This window comes from Rothia sp. 27098_8_161 (assembly GCF_041432905.1).
Classification (GTDB): Bacteria; Actinomycetota; Actinomycetes; order Actinomycetales; family Micrococcaceae; genus Rothia.
In genome coordinates, this window is the sequence record NZ_JAPWAL010000002.1 from 56,442 (window position 1) to 74,169 (window position 17,728).

Genomic DNA, 17,728 nt, shown 5'->3' on the forward strand with positions numbered 1-17,728 from the left:
GCCCGAAGCAGTGAGTTGGCGGTGTAGGCAAGCAACCGTGTGGCTACTTCACGCCGCGCATCATCTTCTGAACCGGCTTGTGCACCAGGAACAGCAGCACACCGGTCGCGATGGTGATAATACCCATCCACGTGAAGTAGGGAACCTCAGTTTCCATGCTGTAGAACTGAGCCAGCCAACCCGACAGCACGGTGCCCATTGCCACGGAGGTATAGTACAGCGCCATCATGTTCACGCGGTGCGCCTTCGGTGCGAGCTTGGTCGCCAGCGAAATACCCACCGGGGAAATAATCAGCTCAGCGATGGTGCAGACGAATAGAATCAGTACAATCCAGCCGACGTTCACGCTCTGAACGCCCGCCTGAGCGAGGAAGATCCAGAACGCCAGGCCAATAATAATTAGCGCTGCGGAGAATTTCACGGTGGTCACCGGCTGACGTTCACCCCACTTGGTCCACAGGGTGGAGAACATCATGCCGAAGATAATGATGAAGATCGGGTTGATGGAGTTGACCAGGTTCGGGCTCAGCTCCATGCCCAGAATGTTCCAGTTAAGACGCTCATCCGAGTACACAGCCATCACGGTGAACTGCTGTTGGTAGAGTGCCCAGAACACAGAGTTAGCAATCCACAGGGGAATGAATGCGGTGACGCGGGAACGCTCATCAGAGGTGACGTCCTTAGCGCTCAGCAGTTGAGCAAACAGGGCGATAGCGCCGATGAAGATGAAGCCCATGACCCAGTTCTTGAGGTTGCCTGCGGTCATTAGGCCGGTACCCAGCAGGATACCGAGAACGACCATGATACCGACCAGTGCCAGGAAGAAGTTACGCTTCTGAGCGCTGGTGAAGGGAGTGGCAATCTCGTGCACGGAGGCGGGCAGGTTCTTGCGGGTCAGTGAGTACTGAATCAGGCCTGCAGCCATACCGATAGCAGCCAGGCCAAAGCCGAGGTGGAAACCGCCGGTGGTCCAGCCCCAACCGGTCAGGATTGGGCCGATCAGTGCACCGGTGTTCACACCGATGTAGAAGATTGTGAAGCCAGCGTCGCGGCGGTGGTCGTTGTCCGCGTAGAGGGAGCCGACCAGCACGGCGGCGTTACTCTTCAAACCGCCGGAGCCGATAGCGACCAGCAGCAGACCAATCACCACACCCGGAATTCCGGGGATGAGGGAGAGGGAGATGTGACCCGCCATGATGCCGATGGCGGAATAGAAGAGGGTACGCTCGGGGCCGAGGAGACGGTCACCGAGGATGCCGCCAAGAATTGTCATGAGGTACACGACTGCGCCGTACGCGCCGATAACGCCGGTGGCGAGGGCCTGGTCGAGGCCCAGGCCACCCTTGTCGGCGGTGTAGTACAGGTAGTAGATCATGATGCCCTGCATGCCGTAGAAGGAGAAGCGCTCCCACATTTCTACGGTGAACAGGTTTGCGAGCATGCGTGGGTGGCCGAAGAAGGTCTTGGTTTCCTTGGGTTCGGCACCTGTGGTGGTGTGAGACATGTTGGAAATCTTTTCTCTGAAAGCCCAGGGTTCTGTGTGACCCGGGCAATATGTGTTTAATTCTATATCCTTATAGGTGCATACGTATGCACCACGTCCGAATCTCACGCCCCCACATACCGGGCTAGATGCATCACGCACCCCCAAAGCGCTAGAGTGGAACCACAACTATGCCCACCCGGCACCCCGCCGTGCCGACCGGCTCATCCTAGTTCAATTCAAAGGAGAACCCCATGACCGCTGTACCCCAGGTTGACCCCCGCGACGTTCCCGCAGACGCAACCATCATCGACGTGCGTGAAGACTACGAATGGGAGGGGGGCCATGCGACCGGTGCCAAGCACATCACCCTCGGTACCCTCACCGAGCGTCTAGCAGAACTGCCCGCACCCGGCGAAGACTTCTATGTCATCTGCCACGGTGGCGGCCGTTCGAACCGTGCGGCAACCTTCCTGCGCGAGCACGGCTACGCCGCACACAACATTGCAGGCGGCACCAGTGCGTGGTTCGCAGCTGGCCTGCCGATGACCAGCGAAAACGGCGAAGCACCCGCAGTCGTTCACTAAACCGCCAGTTCGCCTGCACGCCATACAATGGAGTCCGTGACTGAAAATTCCGCGGACCGTATTTTTTCTACCCCGAACGCTCCCGCTTCTGCGTCCCCGCATGCCCTGCCGAGTATTCTGCAGAGCACCCCGTGGGATGCGCAGACGCGGGAGCTTATCGTGCGCCCGCTTCCTTTCGCGGTGAACTGCGAGGACGCGTACCCGCTGCTGACCGGTGGTGCCAAGTATTCCTTCTGGCTGGATTCGGCGCGTGAAGAGTCGCCCATGTCGGTTGCCTCGTATGTGGGTGTGGTTCCGGCGAAGCTGTCGCCTTTGCGCGTGGATTCGGCGCGTGCGGCGGCTGAATCCGGTGCGGAAGACCCCTTCGCCCAGTTGGAGACGGCGCTTGCCTGCGCACCGCGCGTGCACCCTGATGTTGCGGCGGCGACCGATCTGCCCGCGGGTTTGCGTGGCGGTTACGTGGGCTATTTCGGCTATGAGGCACGTGCCGCCATGGGCCTGGAGCACGGCCACCCGGTGCCGGGCTACCTGCCGGCGCATGAGGCGCCGACCCCGGATTCTCTGTGGTTGCCGGCGGTCCGCTACCTGGTGCATGAGCATGCCCGCCCGGGTTGTGCGGCGCGTAGCTGGCTGGTGGGCGATGAGTCGTGGTGTGAGGCGGCGGAGCGGCTACTGAGCGCGGTGCTGACTCCGGAGGGGGAGTGCGCCTCCGAAACTACTCCCGTAAATACTCCCGGCAATGCCCCCGAGCTTACCGAGCCTCTGCTCTTCCCAGCACCCGCCGCGGAAGCCTACATGGACGCCGTTCGCGCTAGTCAGCACGAAATCTACGAGGGTAACAGCTACGAGGTGTGCCTGACCGCGCAGACGAATGCGCGCATCCAGAATCCGAGCCCGGAGCTTTTCTTTGAGCTGTACCGCCGCCAGCGCGCCCACAATTCGGCGCCGTATGCGGCGTATCTGCGGTGCGGTGATTTTTCGGTGCTTTCTTCCTCGCCGGAGCGTTTTTTGAGCGTGGATGAGCAGCGTAACGCCCAGACGAAACCGATTAAGGGCACGATTGCTCGTGGCGCCACTCCGGAGGAAGACGAGGCTGCTGCAGCTTGGTTGCGTACCGATGAGAAGACCCGCGCCGAGAACCTCATGATTGTGGATTTACTGCGTAATGACCTGTCCACGGTATCTGACCCGGCGTCCGTGCGCGTGCCGGTGCTCATGGGTGTGGAGAGCTATTCGACGGTGCATCAGCTGGTGTCTACGGTCAGCTCGCGTCTGCGTGAGGGTGTGAGCGCGGTGGCTGCCGCGCAGGCATGCTTCCCGGGTGGTTCGATGACGGGTGCCCCGAAGCCCTCGACCATGCAGATTATTGAGGGTTTGGAGAGTCGCGCTCGCGGCGTGTATTCGGGTGCTCTGGGCTTTGTGTCGGTGGATGGTTCGGCGAATCTGTCGATTGTGATTCGCACGCTCGTGGCGCACGATGAGGGCACGGTGACTCTTGCCGCCGGTGGCGCGGTGGTTGCTGATTCGGATCCTGCCGCCGAGTATGAGGAGATGCTGACGAAGTTGCGTGCTGCGTTGCCGCCGTCTGTGGGTCGCGTGGTGGAATAACCTAGCGCTGAAATAGCACAGGGAATAGCCTGCGCCGCCTGCGCGTGAGCCGCTACACTTGAACTATGACTAAGCTTTCTGAAAACCTCCCTATTGAAGAAGCCCGTGAACGCCTGCGCCAGCTGATTTCTGAGCTGGCTGTGGTGCGCGGGCACGTGGTCCTCGCCTCCGGCAAGGAAGCCGACTACTACGTTGACCTGCGCCGCATTACCCTGCACCACGAGGCTTCTCGCCTTGTCGGTCAGGTCATGCTGGATCTGCTGGATAAGAACGGCATCGAGTTTGAGGCTGCTGGCGGTCTGACCATGGGTGCTGACCCGGTGGGTACCGCGATTATGCGTGCCGCTGGCGATCAGGACCGTGCGATTGACGCGTTTGTGGTGCGTAAGGCTCAGAAGTCTTACGGCATGGGCCGTCAGGTGGAGGGCCCGAGCGTTGAGGGTCGCCGCGTGGTTGCTGTTGAGGACACCTCCACGACCGGTGGTTCTGCGCTGACTGCTGTTGAGGCGCTGCGTAAGGCTGGTGCTGAGGTTGTGGCGGTTGCTGTGATTGTTGACCGTGCGACCGGCGCTAAGGAGCATGTGGAAGAGGTTGCGGGCGTTCCGTGCCTGTACGCGTACTCGAAGGATGAGCTGGGCCTGGACTAGTCTCTGCTGGCTTGGACTAGGACCTTGTGAATTTTTAAGACGTTCCCGTTGCGGCGGGTGAACCCGTGCCGCTGGCTGCTGTGTGTGGCTGGTGGTGCGGGTTTTTGTCTGTAAGATGGCTCTGTGGGCGCCGGAGTGGCGCTGGTTGTTGGCGTGAAGGTGGTTGTGATGATTGAGAATCGTGAGGCGGCTGAGGCCGTGCCTGCTGTGCCTGCGGAAGCGGCTGTAGCTGAGGGTACTGAGCAGGGTACTGCTCGTTTTGAGGTGGGTGTGGGTCCGTGGGAGGGCCCGTGGCCTGAGGGGGACCATTGGGATGAGGAGCTGCTGCGTGAGGGCGACCGCCGTAACGTGGTGGATAAGTACCGTTACTGGTCGATGGACGCGATTATTGCTGACCTGGATACGCGCCGCCATGATTTTCATGTGGCGATTGAGAATTGGCAGCATGATTTGAATATTGGCACGGTGGTGCGTACTGCGAATGCGATGTTGGCGAAGGAGGTCCATATTATTGGGCGTCGCCGTTGGAATCGTCGTGGTGCGATGGTGACGGATCGTTATCAGCATGTGCGTCATCATCCGACGATTGAGGATTTTGTGGCGTGGGCGCAGGCTGAGGGTCTGGAGATTATTGGTATTGATATTTTTCCGGATTCGGTGCCCCTGGAGACGTATGATCTGCCGAAGAAGTGTGTGCTGGTTTTTGGGCAGGAGGGCCCGGGCTTGTCGGAGGAGCTGCATGCGGCGGCTAGGGATACTCTGTCGATTGAGCAGTTTGGGTCGACGCGTTCGATGAATGCGGCGACGGCTGCGGGTATTGCGATGCATGCGTGGGTTCGCCGCCATGTGTTTGGCCAGATCCCGTCGTAGTTTGGCGGCTGTTTATGAGGTGTTTAAAGGTTCCGATGCGTTGTGTGCGCGTCGGAACCTTTTTCGTTGTGGTTTGGGCGGCTTAAACCATGCATGGAATTACCTAGGCATGTTAGTGTTAATGCAAGTCACAGGAGATGTGAGAACCGCACTCTCAATTTCAGTTTGGGACATGCGATGGATTTCCTGACTTCGGCTCGCTAATGATTGCGGGTTGTGGGTATGAATGACCGTGACGTCATTCCCCTGAAAGGGTTGGTAACAATGAAGAAATCTGCTGCTCTGTTCGCCTGCTTTGCTTTAGCTTTAAGTTCCTGCGCCGCTGCGCCTAAAGATACTAGCCTCAAAGCCCAGCTGGATTTTGAAAATAACTATATTACTCTTCCGCTCGACGAATACGATATGAGTGACCAGGCCGAAGATATAACATATAGGGCGTATTTGTTGATTCTTAAAGAGTGCTATGCGAAAAAAGGATACGATTTTGAAATTCTAGAAAATGGCTTGGTTTCTGGCAACGCCTCCCAGTACGGCTCCTGGAACGTGAAGCATGCGGCGAATCATTTTACGTCCATCCAAGTCAGAGATGAGCAGGAAAGGATTTATAAGAGCATCCCTGAAGACGTCAGGGCCAGCTGCCGCGAAGAGCATCGGGAAGAACTGGATATGCTCTATTTTGATGTGGCTGATGAGGAAAAGTACCGCCCCGTCGAGCGTATCCGTGGCGAAGCGTACCAACGCGCGCAGGCTGACCCTGAATGGAAGAAAGCCCGCTCAGATTGGTGGGACTGCCAGCGTCAGGAAGGGTTGACGCCTCGCACCGGGGACGGTGAATGGACGAGCAAAGAAACGGCCAATCTGAATGCTGATGATCCCAAAGTGTTGGAGGAGGTTATCCGCCTGGCAACCATTGAAGCTCAATGTAGTGAGAAGGTGAGGTTGGCTCAGCGTTTGGGTGATCTTGAGGCGTCCTATCAGGGGCCTTTGATTGAGAAGAATCAGGCGTTGCTGAATGCTTTGAAGGCCGATCGTGATGCGAAGATAGCGAAGGCGCGTGAAATTATTGCCACCCGCCAGTAGCCGCAGCCACCTGAAAGGCAGAACGGGCGAACCAGCCGCGGATAGCCTCCAAGAAAATCCGTGCATACGAAAATTTCACAAGAAGGAGCCGGGGAGTGTCACCACTCCCCGGCCCTCACTTTATTCACTCTCAACCTCGCAGCCTACGCCGACGCACCTACAGGCTCGCCAGCTCAAGGCCACTCAGCGTCAGGTTACTGAGCCCTTTAGCCCACCGGAACGTTAACGTTCACCAGCGAGTACAGATCCTTCGGATCATCCGGGCTAGCAACCAGGTCAATGAACTGCTGCAGGTCGGTGTCCTGCGTAGCCGCACGGGCATAACGCAGACCCGAGAAGTCAGCAATCGCGAAGCCCACCGAATCAAACAGGGTAATCTGCTCATCCGACACGCGGCCGGGCTCCTCACCGGTCAGAACCTTCCAGAACTCCACCACGGGGAAGTCCGGGTCCTTCTGCTGAATCTCGCCCTCAATGCGGGTCTGCGGCGGGAACTCAACGAACACGGTGGAGCGGTCCAGAATTTCGCTTTCCAGCTCAGTCTTGCCGGGGCAGTCGCCACCAATAGCGTTCAGGTGCACGCCGGGCTTTACCTGGCGGTCCAGCAGAACCTTCGCCTGCTGCTTATCTGCGGTGCAGGTGGTGATGATGTCGGCATCCTGAACAGCCTCGTCCACGTCCTTAGCCAGGTGGATGCGGAAGCCCAGCGGCTCCAGGTTACGGCGGAACTTCTCCATCGCGTGCGGATCAACGTCATAGACGGATAGGTCCTCAATGCCGAGCACCGCGCGCATACCCAGCGCCTGGAACTCAGACTGGGAGCCGGTACCAATCATCGCCATCTTCTTCGAATCCTTGCGTGCCAGGTGCTTAGCAACCATGGCGGACACGCCAGCGGTACGCAGCGCGGTCAGCAGGGTCATCTCAGCCAGGAACACGGGGTAGCCGTTGTCCACGTCAGCGAGCAGACCGAACGCGGTCACGGTCTGGAAGCCGCGTGCCGGGTTGGACGGGTGGCCGTTCACGTACTTGAAGGAGTAGGTGATGTTGTCGGAGGTGGGCATCAGCTCAATCACGCCGAAGGGGGTGTGGGAGGCGACGCGCGGGATCTTGTCGAAACTCTGCCACTTCTTGAAGTCTTCTTCGAGGAAGTCGACCATGCCGGCAATGATGTTGCCTACGCCGTCCTTCTGAATCCACTTCGCCATCGAGGCGACGTCAACAAATTCCACCGCGTGTGCGTTAGGACGTTCAGTCATGATTTTCTCCTTTGAATATCTGCACAAAATTTCTTTGTGCATCTGATGGTCACTGCGGATATCTATTATCTCAAAATATATTGCAGGACACACCGTATTAGAAATGCTGTAGATATATACTTTGCTTTATGTATTACACGGATGTAATACGGAAGCGAACACGAAAAGACGTACGGGGAGGGGGTTCTAGAGTCTAGAGCTCCTAGACTAGGGCTAGGGTCTAGAACCCCTCATTCGCCTTCGCCGGGATATTACCGGGATTACAGGCAACCGGTCGGGTTAGCTGCCCTTCGGGTTGTCCTCGTCCTCAAACTCACCCAGGTCAATGTGGGTACGAGGCTCTGAAACGAGCTTCTTCACCACGGGGCGGGCAGCAATCACAGGCACGGAACCGGTGTAGCCTTCACGGATGCGAGCAATCTCGTAGACGCGGTCACGAACCGTGTACCAGCCGATAATCAGCAGCGGGATAACCAGCAGCAGCGATGCCAGGGTGTAGGTGCCCACCGGGTAATCCAGAGCCATCAGCACCAGCACAACAGCCAGGAAGCCCATCACAGCCCAGTCGCTGAAACGACCGCCGGGTGCACGGTAGTTGGGGCGCTTGTACTTGCCCTCGCCGATCAGCTTCAGGTATTTCTGGTGCGACATTGCGATAGCCGCCCAGCTAGCCATGGTGCCCACAGATGCGATGTTCAGCACGACCTCGAACGCCTGCTCGGGAACGAAGAAGTTCAGCACAACACCGAAGAGGCCCACCACACCGGTCAGCAGAATACCTGCCACCGGAACGCCGGAGCGGGACACCTTGGTGGCGAACTTCGGTGCCGAACCGGCAACACCCATCGAGTGGAGGATACGGCCGGTGGAGTACAGGCCAGCGTTCAGTGAGGAAGCAGCCGCGGTAATCACGACCAGCTGCATAATCGGTGCGGTGCCTTGAATACCGATAGCGTCGAAGAAGGTCACGAACGGCGACTCTGCGTCCTTGTATGCGGTGTAGGGCATGAGCAGGCAGAGCAGAACCACGGAACCAACGTAGAAAATCGCAATACGCCAGATCACGGTGTTGATAGCACGGGGGATAACCTTCTCAACGTTCTTGGTTTCACCACTGGTGGTGCCGACCAGCTCAATACCGGCGTAGGCGAACACAACACCCTGAACCACGATAAGAGCGGGAAGAATGCCGTTGGGGAAGAAGCCGTCATTGGCTGCAATAAGGCTCAAGCCGGGGGTGACGCCGTTGATGGGTTCACCGAAGACCAGGTACCAGATACCTACCGCCATGAAGGACAGCAGGGCAAGAATCTTAATGAGCGCGAACCAGAATTCCAGCTCACCGAAGAGCTTCACGGAGATGAGGTTCAGAGCCACGGTGACGATAACGACGATGAATGCGCTAAGCCACTGGGGAATGTCTGCGAAGAACTGGTTGTATCGACCGAACCAGCTGATGTAGATGGCGATAGCGGTGGCGTCTGCAACGGCGGTCATTGCCCAGTTCAGCCAGTAAAGCCACCCGGATACGAATGCAGCCTTTTCGCCATAGAATTCGCGGGTGTAGGAGACGAAGGAGCCCGAGGAGGGGCGGTGAAGAATCAGCTCGCCGAGGGCTCGAAGAATCAGGTAGCCGAAGAAACCGATGACGGCGTAGATGACGGCGAGCATGGGGCCTGCATCCTGCAGGCGGCTACCGGTGCCCAGGAACAGGCCGGTACCAATTGCGGAACCGATGGCAATCATCTGGAGCTGACGTGCGCCAAGCCCCTTGTGGAAGCCTTCCTGTTCGTGTGCAAACGGGTCGTCTGTGGGGGGCTTAGTGTATTGATCCGCTGCAGAAGTCTGCGGATTCTTGTTCGGTGAGGTGCTCATGCTATACCTCCTTGAATAGTTACATCTGGAGCACGTGCTACACGAAATGTGGTTGGGAACACGCCTGTGAGTTGTAATGACTATAGCACGACAATTTGGTTAAATATAATCCGCGTCACGTAACAATTTATATACATATAATGCATATCTTGTGAATATATTTGGTTCATGTTGTATTGTGTGGTTTTCATTGTTTTGTGAAATAGATTAATTGAACTCTGAGTTTAAAAAATCAATTCCCCCACCAGTGCACAGCACAAGAGCACCCACAACGGGGTGCTCCAGCAACCTATTCAGAATGGGGAGTTAGCCCTCTAGCAGGCGGTCAATCTTCGCCCGCAACGCACGCTCACGACGATTCAACCACCACCAGCTCGGCCAACGCATCAATGACTTACGACCCACCTGCACGACCGAGGGGAGCTTCGCCTCCGCAAGCGCCACATCAATCTCGTGGTCGCTCGCACCCTCATCACGCATTTTCTCTATTAACTCAAGGGATTTCGCCATATCGCCATGCCCCAAAACATGACGACTCTTACGTTCCAGAACCTCATCCAACAGGGCGCGCACCGGGGCAATAGCCGCCGCATTCGGGTGCTCACGCTCAGCACGACGCTGCGCCTGGCGGGCACGCTTCTCACGCTTCGCGTCGAGCTGTTTCGGATTATTTTTAGCGCTCGCCTTGATCATGGGAGGATCCTTTCGCTGCGTCCGGGTGATGTGTATGCTGACCTGCGCACAGAATACATCAAGTCATTAACACCTCTACTTTACCGCGGTATTTGGCAGAACTTTTATTGCGGTAAACCCAAAAAAACCCACAAAAAATTAGCGATAAATAAGTCGTATCTTGGTAAAATAGTGTGAGTAGGAGGCGTCTCGCGCGCCAACAAAATACGGTGAACCGGCCCAATATCGGTAACCGGTCGCATCTATCCAAGGAGTCAGCATATGGCTATTGCAACCCCAGAAGTTTACGCAGAAATGCTGCAGACCGCGAAGGAAAAGGGCTTCGCGTACCCCGCAGTGAACGTGACCTCCTCCCAGACCCTGAACGCTGCTATCCGCGGCTTCGCAGAGGCTGGCTCGGACGGCATCATCCAGGCATCCACCGGTGGTGCAGCATACTGGTCCGGCGCTTCCAAGAAGGACATGGTCGTTGGCTCCCTCGCCTTCGCAGCATACGCACGCGAAGTTGCTAAGCAGTACGACGTGAACATTGCACTGCACACCGACCACTGCCCCAAGGACAAGCTGGAAGGCTTCGTCCTGCCCCTGCTGGCAGAGTCCGAGAAGGCTGTTGCTCGCGGTGAAGACCCCATCTTCAACTCCCACATGTGGGACGGCTCCGCAATCGACCTGGATGAGAACCTGAAGATCGCTGCTGAGCTGATCGAGCGTACCTCCAAGGCAAAGCTCGTTCTCGAGGTTGAGATTGGTGCTGTTGGTGGCGAGGAAGACGGCGTTGAAGGCGCTATCGACGACTCCCTGTACACCACCGTTGCAGACGCAATCAAGACCGTTGAGGCAATCGGCCTGGGCGAGAAGGGCACCTACATGGCTGCTCTGACCTTCGGTAACGTTCACGGCGTGTACAAGCCCGGTAACGTTCACCTGCGCCCCGAGCTGCTCAAGGAAATCCAGACCGAGGTCGGCGCTAAGTACGGCAAGGGCGACAAGCCCTTCTACCTGGTCTTCCACGGTGGCTCCGGCTCCACCGAGCAGGAGATTGCAGACGCAGTGTCCTACGGTGTTATCAAGATGAACATTGACACCGACACCCAGTACGCGTTCACCCGCCCCGTTGCTGGCCACATGTTCAGCAACTACGACGGTGTGCTGAAGGTTGACGGCGAGGTCGGCAACAAGAAGACCTACGACCCCCGCGTTTGGGGCGCAGCTGCAGAGGCAGGTATGGCCGCACGCGTGGTCGAGGCTTGCCAGCAGCTCGGTTCCGTCGGTACCTCCATCAAGTAAGGTACTGTTCGCCCGCCGCAACCTCCGTAGGTGTTGCCGGGTGCGAACCTAAGCTTCTTTAAGCGAAAACGGTGCCCGCTTCCTCATGACGAGGAGGCGGGCACCGTTCTTTTAAATTTCAGGTGAGAGTCAGCCGGGGCAGGGACTCGCGTTAGTTCCTGTGCTGGGTCTCAACAGGGCTCTTAGTTGGGTAGGGGTGGGTTTACTTGCCGCAGCCGCAACCACCGCAGCCGCAGCCGCCGGACTTCACAGCCACCGAACCGGAGGTGGGAATACCGTCGCCGGTGTCGCCGCCCATGAGGTTCACACGGTTGCCAATCTCGGGGCCGCCAATCGGCTGGGGTGCCTTACCCGCCAGGGTTGCCGCGAAACCTGCAGGCTCCGCCAGAGGGCTCAGGTTCGGGATCATTGACGCCGCCGGGGAGCCGGAGGGGCCGCACGCAGCCGCTGCCGCATTAGCCTTCGGCTGAGCAACCAGGTGAGCGCGGGAGAAGCGCTTAATCTGCTCGGCGGTCGGGTACGCGAAGGACACCTTCACCTCACCGTTGACGAGCATGAGCGGCAGAACCGCGCGGCCGTTCATCTCAATCTGCTCGGCGACCGGTGCGCACTCTTCAAATGCTGAAGGGTAGGAGTCGGTGGAGTACACCTCAATGTCCACGCCCGAATCCAGCGCCTCCTGCGCGGCACCCAGGAAGATGGAACGCTCCATATCCTGCGGATCCTCCGGGTTCTCGCCGGGGCCCGGAATAAATACTTCAAGAACGGTCTCAGCCGCTTCAGTCATCAGTTCAGCCTTTTCTCTCTTATGGGCACCGACTCGGGGGAGGGTGCCACTCCTTCACTAAGTGTACTCGCGACCTCAAGAGTGTAGAAGTGTGAGTCGAAGTTCCAGATTTGCGGAATATTTGCAGAATTCGAGTCGAATGACTCTCAGCTCATGAGCTGCAGGTTCAGGTGTTGTATTCTGAGTGCATATGCACCGGAGTGTGCGAACCCTGCAATATCCAGACAGGCGCCGCCCGATGCGACACTATAAGGCAACGACGCCCGCATCCGACGCGGACGCATCAGCGCTACAAATACACGCTATTCATAGCGCCACACGACCAGAAGGAGCATATATGTTTGGTTTCGGTAAGAAGAAGAAGGAAGCTGCCGCACAGGAAGCATCGTCCGCAGACGTCTACGTCGCACCTGCTACCGGTGAGTACCTGCCGCTGAGCGAAGTTTCCGACCCCGTTTTCTCTCAGGGCGTTATGGGCGATGGCTACGCAGTGAACCCCACTGCAGGCACCATCGTCGCACCCGTTGCAGGCACCATTGCACTGATTCAGGACACCCTGCACGCATTTATGCTCCGCACCGAAAACGGCGGCGAGGTACTGGTCCACATCGGTATCGACACCGTTGAGCTCGGCGGCGACGGCTTCACCAAGCTTGCTAACGTAGGTGACAAGGTTGAGGCAGGCGCCCCCATCATCGAGGTCGACTGGGCAGCTATCGAGGGTCGCATCCCCTCTAAGGAAACCATGGTGATGATCACCAACACCGCAAAGTTCAACATCTCCAAGGACTCTGAGTCCCGTCGCCCCGTCGCAGCCGGTGAACGCGTTGCTCAGGCATCCAAGAAGTAAGCTGAACCAGCGAAAATAGCTCAGCTTCAACAGCGGCGAAAACCCGCGAAAATACTCAACGCAAAAGGTCGCGTCCTGCAGGCTCAATCGGGCTACAGGCGCGGCCTTTTCCGTTATACGAGAAATTTTTTTAACGCCGCATGAAATACCGCTATTAAAAACAGCGGAAAAGGAGGAACACATTCACCCGTATGGCACAGTGGGTAAGAATGAGGTGCATGTAATACCCTATTTGCCTGTGAGTGCAGTGAATCACCGATAAAAATCATTATCCTACATGGAGTTGCAGCTTGAGTTGAGGGAATCCGGACCCTCAACTCATAAACGAAAAAGAACCACTACAGTGACTGCATTCCCGAAGATCTCCAAGAATCTGCTGAGCCGTCGCGGCTTCATCGGTGCCTCCGCCCTGGCACCCGCTGCCCTCATGTTCCAGGCAGGCGAAGCCCGCGCCGTAGCCAGCACCCGCGCACATCAGCTGCTCTACAAGACCGATGAATTTTTCATCGCCCACCGCGGTGACGGCAACATCAGCCCCGAGCACACTGCCTTCGCTTACGCAGAGTCCGTACGCCGCGGCGCCCTCGCCGTCGAAATTTTCGTACGCACCACCAGCGACGGCCAGTTCGTCTGCATGCACAACACTAACATCAAGCACACCACCGGTGCGTCCATGGACGTGCGCGGCCACACCCTCGCCAAACTGCGCCAGCACAAGGTCAACATGCGCAAGAACCTGGGTGAAAAGACTGACCTGTACGACATCCCCACCCTCGAAATACCATGAAGCTGCGCCAGAAGGTCACCACCGGCCAGGTAGTGAACTGCAAGGTGGAGAGAGCGGGCGAGGGTGCGTAGGGACGCGGGGATGTCTATGTGGGCGGGGAAGACTCGCAGGGTAGGGGAGCGCGCGGGACTAGAATTAAAAGCGTCAGAGTCGACCGCACCGGCCGCCCCAACCCGAAAGGCACGCCATGACCACCTCACCCGAAAGCTCCGCCGAGAATCCCGCCGCAAAGACCGCTGCGAAATCCGCCTCGCTGCGAGGCCGCACCGAACCGCACATGCAAAGCATCAACATGCCGCAGCGTGAACCTATCGACCCCTACGAGCGACCCTCCTACCCCTTCTTCTACGTGCCCACCGATCTGCTCATCGGCGGCAGTTGGGTCACCGGCGACAACGGCTCCTTCCCCGTACACAACCCCTCCTGCGGCCAAATCCTCGCGCACGTCGCCGACGCCAGCGTCGAACAGGGTATCGAAGCACTCGACGCCGCCTGCGACGCCCGCACCTCATGGGCGGCAACCAGCGTCCGCGAACGCGCCGACATCCTCAACCACGCCTACACGCTCATGACGCAACGCACCGAAGTCATCGCCCGGCTCATGACCCTCGAAATGGGTAAGCCCCTCGACCAGTCCCGCGGCGAAGTCGCCTACGCGGCAAACTACCTGCGTTGGTACGCCGAAGAAGCCGCCCGCAACTTCGGCCGCACCGCCGTCGCCCCCGAATCCGGGCTGCAAATCACCACCGTACGCCGCCCCGTCGGCCCCTGCCTGCTGATTACCCCCTGGAACTTCCCGCTCGCCATGGCGGCACGCAAGGTCGCCCCGGCGCTCGCGGCGGGCTGCACCGCGGTGCTCAAGCCCGCCTCCCTGACTCCGCTCAGCTCCCTGTACTTCGCGTCCCTGATGCGTGAGGCGGGCCTGCCGGACGGCGTGCTGAACGTGGTGACTACCTCCCGTACCGGTGAGGTTGTCTCCGCGCTGATGGCTGATGAGCGCCTGCGGAAGGTCTCGTTCACCGGCTCCACCGCGGTGGGCCGGACCCTGCTCGCGCAGGCCTCGCAGAACGTTCTGCGCACCTCTATGGAACTGGGCGGCAACGCACCGTTCATCGTCTTTGAGGACGCGGATATCCCCGCCGCCGTGGAGGGTGCCTACGCGGCGAAGATGAGGAACATGGGCGAGGCGTGCACTGCCGCCAATCGATTCATCGTGCACGAGGACGTTGCCGAAGAGTTCACCCGCGTCTTCGTGGAGCGTATGGAGGCGACCGTCGTGGGTGACGGAGCCATTGACGGAACCGAATGTGGACCGCTTATTCAACCTTCAGCGGTTGAATCCATGCTTTTTATGGTGGAAGATGCCCTGGGTAAGGGTGCGCTCCTTGCCTGCGGCGGGTATATTCCCGAGCTTGAGAAGAATGTTCCGAGCGATACCGGCGGCATGCCCAGGAACCTCAACAAGGGCAACTTTATTCGCCCCACCGTGCTGACCGGCGTGACTGATTCGATGCGTGTGTGGCGTGAAGAAATCTTCGGCCCCGTCGCCCCGATTGCCACGTTCAGCGGCTACGGCGAGGAGGGAGAACGCACCGCCCTGAAGCTTGCCAACGACACGGAGTACGGCCTGGCGGCGTACGTGTACACGAGCAACCACCCGCGCTTTACGCGCATGGCGGCTGGCCTGGAGTTCGGCCTGATCGGTTACAACTCAGGTGTCATCTCGAACGCCGCCGCCCCGTTTGGCGGTGTGAAGCAGTCCGGTATCGGTCGTGAGGGCGGCCCCGAGGGACTGGAGGAGTACACCGAGCTGCAGTATATCGGCGCGCCGAACCCGTTCGCCGGATAAGCCTGTTTGCCGGATACAGCGAGATGCCGGCTGCGACGAACCCTGGATGACGAGCTCTGGATGACGAGCTCTGGATGCAGTGAAGCCCCGGCGGGCACCCGAGAAGGTGCCCGCCGGGGCTTTGCGCTGTCTAATCATGCGCGGGTGCTAGAGCTGGTACTGCCTAGAAATGACTCTGCCTAGAGCTGGCCCAGTGCTTAGAGTTGGCGCGGGGGTTATATCTGGTGCAGCGCGAGCAGCTTGCGGCTGAAAGCCTCTGCTGGACCCTTGCCACAGGAGTTGGGACGTGGCTCCAGGGCGACCTGCTCGAAGAAGGTGACCCAGGTGCGTCCGTCGGTGTGGGAGGTGAGTGCCGCCTCCAGGGTGGGGTGTTCGATGGTTTCTGCCGGGGGCTTGATACCAGCCCCGCGGAGTGCGTTTAGTGCCTCTACTGCCGATGTTTCACGTGAAACCAAACCTCCAGAGGTTACTTCTTCACCCTTTTTCTCTAGTTCGAGGCGTACGGCAACCTCCGCCGCCTGCTCCACCGGGGTATCCGTGCTGCGCCCACGCAGACCGTGCAGCGACGGAATAGCGCGACTCGCCAGAGATAGGTACGCCGCCAGTGCCGAAGGCTCCGAGAGACGACCGTAGGTGTAGCCGGTGGGCAACATAATGCCGACCGGGGCGAAGCGGTGACCGCCCGTATGTGAGCACTCCCAGACTGCGTTCGCGGGCAGGATATCCGTCAGATGCGCCGCAATAGGTCGACCGCGTAGCGCGCAGCAACGGTCACGCTTAGAATGGGCGCATACGAGAATGGCGGGGGAGTCCATGAGCTCCGCGCCGGTCGCCTGAATCAACTCCTGCGGGTTGTCCAAGGGCAGCTTGAGCAGTTGCTCGGGGGTGCTCACGCTGAAGGAGTAGAGCTTCTCCCCACCCGGGGTGCAGAGCGCGTAGAGCACCCGGTGGGTCGGGTTGCCAGCTGCATCCGGTGCGCCGTGCAGTACGCGCCCCTCCCTGCCAGTCTGACGGATGAGTAGGAACTTCAGCCCCGCCTGTGAGACTGCCTCGCCCAATGCCGTCGAAAGCTTCTCACCGAGGGTGGATCCGTCCAGTACGTCGCGGCCCCACTGGCCCACGTGTTCGAGTGCCAGCCAGGCGGTGGCGCGTCCAGCAGTGCCACCGAGTGCTTCGTCGTCGTAGAGGGAGCAGGAGTCCGCCGGGATGCTCGTGGTGCGGGTGCGTGAGGAGAGCTCATCGGAGTGCGCGGCACGCAGATTATTTAGCTCAGTGGGGTTGGTGGCGTGCGGTTCGGGGATGGCGGGGGTGCAGGATTCAGTCATAATTCCTCGATTCTACGCCTGCAGATGATGAGGGCACTATAGTGCCGAAAAATCGCCAATAAATCTAAAAGACAACCGTATCGGGGTGATTTTTGGGGATTATCGGGCGGTCAACTACTCAGGAAGAAGTGCCAAAGCGACGCGGTAGAGGCGATCTTTCTCTTCGGGGGTGCCAAGGAAGGAGCGGATCATGTACCCCTGGAAGACCATCATGAGGGCGTCCGCGGTGTCGCGGGTGTAGTCGGCGATGAGTGCCTCCTGCTCGGGGGTGCGCTGCGCCGGGTCGGAGTTGATTTCGTGTAGAACGCTCAGTTGTTCAGCTGCCCAGGGGGTGAGGGTTTTTACGATGATGCCCTGCAATAGAGGAATGACCTCCGCGGTTGCCTTGGCAATTTCGGGTACGTGGAGCGATTCAAGGCGGATGCGCAGCATGGCGGAGAAGTTCTCGTTAACCAGCTGGTTGGTGTATATGGTTTCGAGGATATCTTGGGGTCCGGTGCCTTCGGGGAGTGCGGCGTAGAGTTCCTTGATGCGGTTGAGGCGTTCGTTAATGGCGGTGGTGAGGATGTCTTCTTTGCCGGTGAAGTGCGAGTAGATGGATCCGGAGGACAGGCCGGAGGCCTTGATGATGTCGCTCATGGAGGTGTTGATGTAGCCGCGTTCGAGGAAGCAGGTGATGGCTGCTTCGATGATTTGGGTGCGACGTGCGGCTTTGGTGGCGTCTGTTAGTCGGGGCATAGT

The 17,728-nt window shown here is 58.8% G+C and carries 16 protein-coding genes; 9 read left to right on the forward strand and 7 right to left on the reverse strand.

The genetic code is table 11. The features are described from left to right. Positions 1-43: 43 nt before the first annotated feature. Positions 44-1,504, reverse strand: coding sequence for a peptide MFS transporter (locus O3648_RS01060; RefSeq protein WP_371567880.1), 1,461 nt, complete (start codon positions 1,502-1,504; stop codon positions 44-46). A 233-nt stretch (positions 1,505-1,737) separates the two neighbouring features. Here O3648_RS01060 and O3648_RS01065 point away from each other — a divergent pair, with 233 nt between their 5' ends. The 5 genes from O3648_RS01065 (at position 1,738) to O3648_RS01085 (ending at position 6,275) form a co-directional block, all read left to right on the forward strand. Continuing rightward, positions 1,738-2,070: a rhodanese-like domain-containing protein gene (locus O3648_RS01065; RefSeq protein ID WP_279741896.1), complete on the forward strand. Its 333-nt coding sequence runs from the start codon at positions 1,738-1,740 to the stop codon at positions 2,068-2,070. 27 nt (positions 2,071-2,097) lie between these two features. Then, complete coding sequence (locus O3648_RS01070; RefSeq protein ID WP_279788267.1) at positions 2,098-3,678, forward strand: anthranilate synthase component I family protein; 1,581 nt, start codon at positions 2,098-2,100, stop codon at positions 3,676-3,678. A gap of 65 nt (positions 3,679-3,743) precedes the next feature. After that, positions 3,744-4,325 (forward strand): orotate phosphoribosyltransferase, encoded by a 582-nt coding sequence (gene pyrE, locus O3648_RS01075; RefSeq protein ID WP_005507935.1) that lies wholly within the window; start codon positions 3,744-3,746, stop codon positions 4,323-4,325. A gap of 123 nt (positions 4,326-4,448) precedes the next feature. Next, positions 4,449-5,195 (forward strand): RNA methyltransferase, encoded by a 747-nt coding sequence (locus O3648_RS01080; RefSeq protein ID WP_279788269.1) that lies wholly within the window; start codon positions 4,449-4,451, stop codon positions 5,193-5,195. Between the two features lie 222 nt (positions 5,196-5,417). Continuing rightward, the gene (locus tag O3648_RS01085; protein WP_371568016.1) at positions 5,418-6,275 is read left to right on the forward strand and encodes a hypothetical protein; all 858 of its coding nucleotides are present in this window, start codon (positions 5,418-5,420) and stop codon (positions 6,273-6,275) included. 206 nt (positions 6,276-6,481) lie between these two features. On the opposite strand, the gene O3648_RS01090 is transcribed toward O3648_RS01085, so the two are convergent. From O3648_RS01090 to O3648_RS01100, 3 genes are all read right to left on the reverse strand, one after another. Continuing rightward, on the reverse strand, positions 6,482-7,534 hold the full coding sequence (locus O3648_RS01090; protein WP_279754444.1) for an ornithine cyclodeaminase: 1,053 nt from the start codon (positions 7,532-7,534) through the stop codon (positions 6,482-6,484). A 279-nt stretch (positions 7,535-7,813) separates the two neighbouring features. After that, positions 7,814-9,409 (reverse strand): amino acid permease, encoded by a 1,596-nt coding sequence (locus O3648_RS01095; RefSeq protein WP_371567885.1) that lies wholly within the window; start codon positions 9,407-9,409, stop codon positions 7,814-7,816. Between the two features lie 306 nt (positions 9,410-9,715). Beyond that, the gene (locus tag O3648_RS01100) at positions 9,716-10,102 is read right to left on the reverse strand and encodes a cobalamin ABC transporter ATPase (RefSeq protein ID WP_279741890.1); all 387 of its coding nucleotides are present in this window, start codon (positions 10,100-10,102) and stop codon (positions 9,716-9,718) included. A 261-nt stretch (positions 10,103-10,363) separates the two neighbouring features. On the opposite strand from O3648_RS01100, the gene fbaA reads away from it, so the two are divergent. After that, entirely contained in the window at positions 10,364-11,389 is a 1,026-nt protein-coding gene (gene fbaA, locus O3648_RS01105; protein WP_012902702.1) for a class II fructose-bisphosphate aldolase, read from the forward strand. A gap of 202 nt (positions 11,390-11,591) precedes the next feature. Here the strand turns inward: fbaA and O3648_RS01110 are convergent, their stop codons facing one another. Further along, a complete protein-coding gene (locus O3648_RS01110) occupies positions 11,592-12,176 on the reverse strand; it encodes an arsenic metallochaperone ArsD family protein (RefSeq protein ID WP_279790779.1) in 585 nt (194 codons plus the stop codon). A 337-nt stretch (positions 12,177-12,513) separates the two neighbouring features. On the opposite strand from O3648_RS01110, the gene O3648_RS01115 reads away from it, so the two are divergent. The 3 genes from O3648_RS01115 to O3648_RS01125 all read left to right on the forward strand — a co-directional run bounded on the left by O3648_RS01115 (position 12,514) and on the right by O3648_RS01125 (position 15,662). Next, entirely contained in the window at positions 12,514-13,026 is a 513-nt protein-coding gene (locus O3648_RS01115) for a PTS glucose transporter subunit IIA (protein WP_279741888.1), read from the forward strand. 343 nt (positions 13,027-13,369) lie between these two features. Then, complete coding sequence (locus tag O3648_RS01120) at positions 13,370-13,813, forward strand: glycerophosphodiester phosphodiesterase family protein (protein ID WP_371567888.1); 444 nt, start codon at positions 13,370-13,372, stop codon at positions 13,811-13,813. 187 nt (positions 13,814-14,000) lie between these two features. Then, positions 14,001-15,662 carry an NAD-dependent succinate-semialdehyde dehydrogenase gene (locus O3648_RS01125; RefSeq protein ID WP_371567890.1) on the forward strand — a complete coding sequence of 554 codons (1,662 nt, stop codon included), beginning with the start codon at positions 14,001-14,003 and terminating at the stop codon, positions 15,660-15,662. Between the two features lie 215 nt (positions 15,663-15,877). Here the strand turns inward: O3648_RS01125 and O3648_RS01130 are convergent, their stop codons facing one another. Further along, entirely contained in the window at positions 15,878-16,987 is a 1,110-nt protein-coding gene (locus O3648_RS01130; protein ID WP_371567892.1) for a sucrase ferredoxin, read from the reverse strand. 114 nt (positions 16,988-17,101) lie between these two features. Further along, a complete protein-coding gene (locus O3648_RS01135; RefSeq protein WP_371567894.1) occupies positions 17,102-17,725 on the reverse strand; it encodes a TetR/AcrR family transcriptional regulator in 624 nt (207 codons plus the stop codon). Positions 17,726-17,728 lie beyond the last annotated feature (3 nt).

Excerpts from the sequence above, each read along its gene's own strand:
- O3648_RS01070 (WP_279788267.1), top strand. The coding sequence starts at position 2,098 with ATGGAGTCCGTGACTGAAAATTCCGCGGACCGTATTTTTTCTACCCCG.
- O3648_RS01110 (WP_279790779.1), bottom strand. The coding sequence starts at position 12,176 with ATGACTGAAGCGGCTGAGACCGTTCTTGAAGTATTTATTCCGGGCCCC.
- O3648_RS01135 (WP_371567894.1), bottom strand. The coding sequence starts at position 17,725 with ATGCCCCGACTAACAGACGCCACCAAAGCCGCACGTCGCACCCAAATC.
- pyrE (WP_005507935.1), top strand. The coding sequence starts at position 3,744 with ATGACTAAGCTTTCTGAAAACCTCCCTATTGAAGAAGCCCGTGAACGC.
- O3648_RS01090 (WP_279754444.1), bottom strand. The coding sequence starts at position 7,534 with ATGACTGAACGTCCTAACGCACACGCGGTGGAATTTGTTGACGTCGCC.
- O3648_RS01060 (WP_371567880.1), bottom strand. The coding sequence starts at position 1,504 with ATGTCTCACACCACCACAGGTGCCGAACCCAAGGAAACCAAGACCTTC.
- fbaA (WP_012902702.1), top strand. The coding sequence starts at position 10,364 with ATGGCTATTGCAACCCCAGAAGTTTACGCAGAAATGCTGCAGACCGCG.
- O3648_RS01115 (WP_279741888.1), top strand. The coding sequence starts at position 12,514 with ATGTTTGGTTTCGGTAAGAAGAAGAAGGAAGCTGCCGCACAGGAAGCA.
- O3648_RS01085 (WP_371568016.1), top strand. The coding sequence starts at position 5,418 with ATGAATGACCGTGACGTCATTCCCCTGAAAGGGTTGGTAACAATGAAG.
- O3648_RS01125 (WP_371567890.1), top strand. The coding sequence starts at position 14,001 with ATGACCACCTCACCCGAAAGCTCCGCCGAGAATCCCGCCGCAAAGACC.
- O3648_RS01100 (WP_279741890.1), bottom strand. The coding sequence starts at position 10,102 with ATGATCAAGGCGAGCGCTAAAAATAATCCGAAACAGCTCGACGCGAAG.
- O3648_RS01095 (WP_371567885.1), bottom strand. The coding sequence starts at position 9,409 with ATGAGCACCTCACCGAACAAGAATCCGCAGACTTCTGCAGCGGATCAA.
- O3648_RS01130 (WP_371567892.1), bottom strand. The coding sequence starts at position 16,987 with ATGACTGAATCCTGCACCCCCGCCATCCCCGAACCGCACGCCACCAAC.
- O3648_RS01065 (WP_279741896.1), top strand. The coding sequence starts at position 1,738 with ATGACCGCTGTACCCCAGGTTGACCCCCGCGACGTTCCCGCAGACGCA.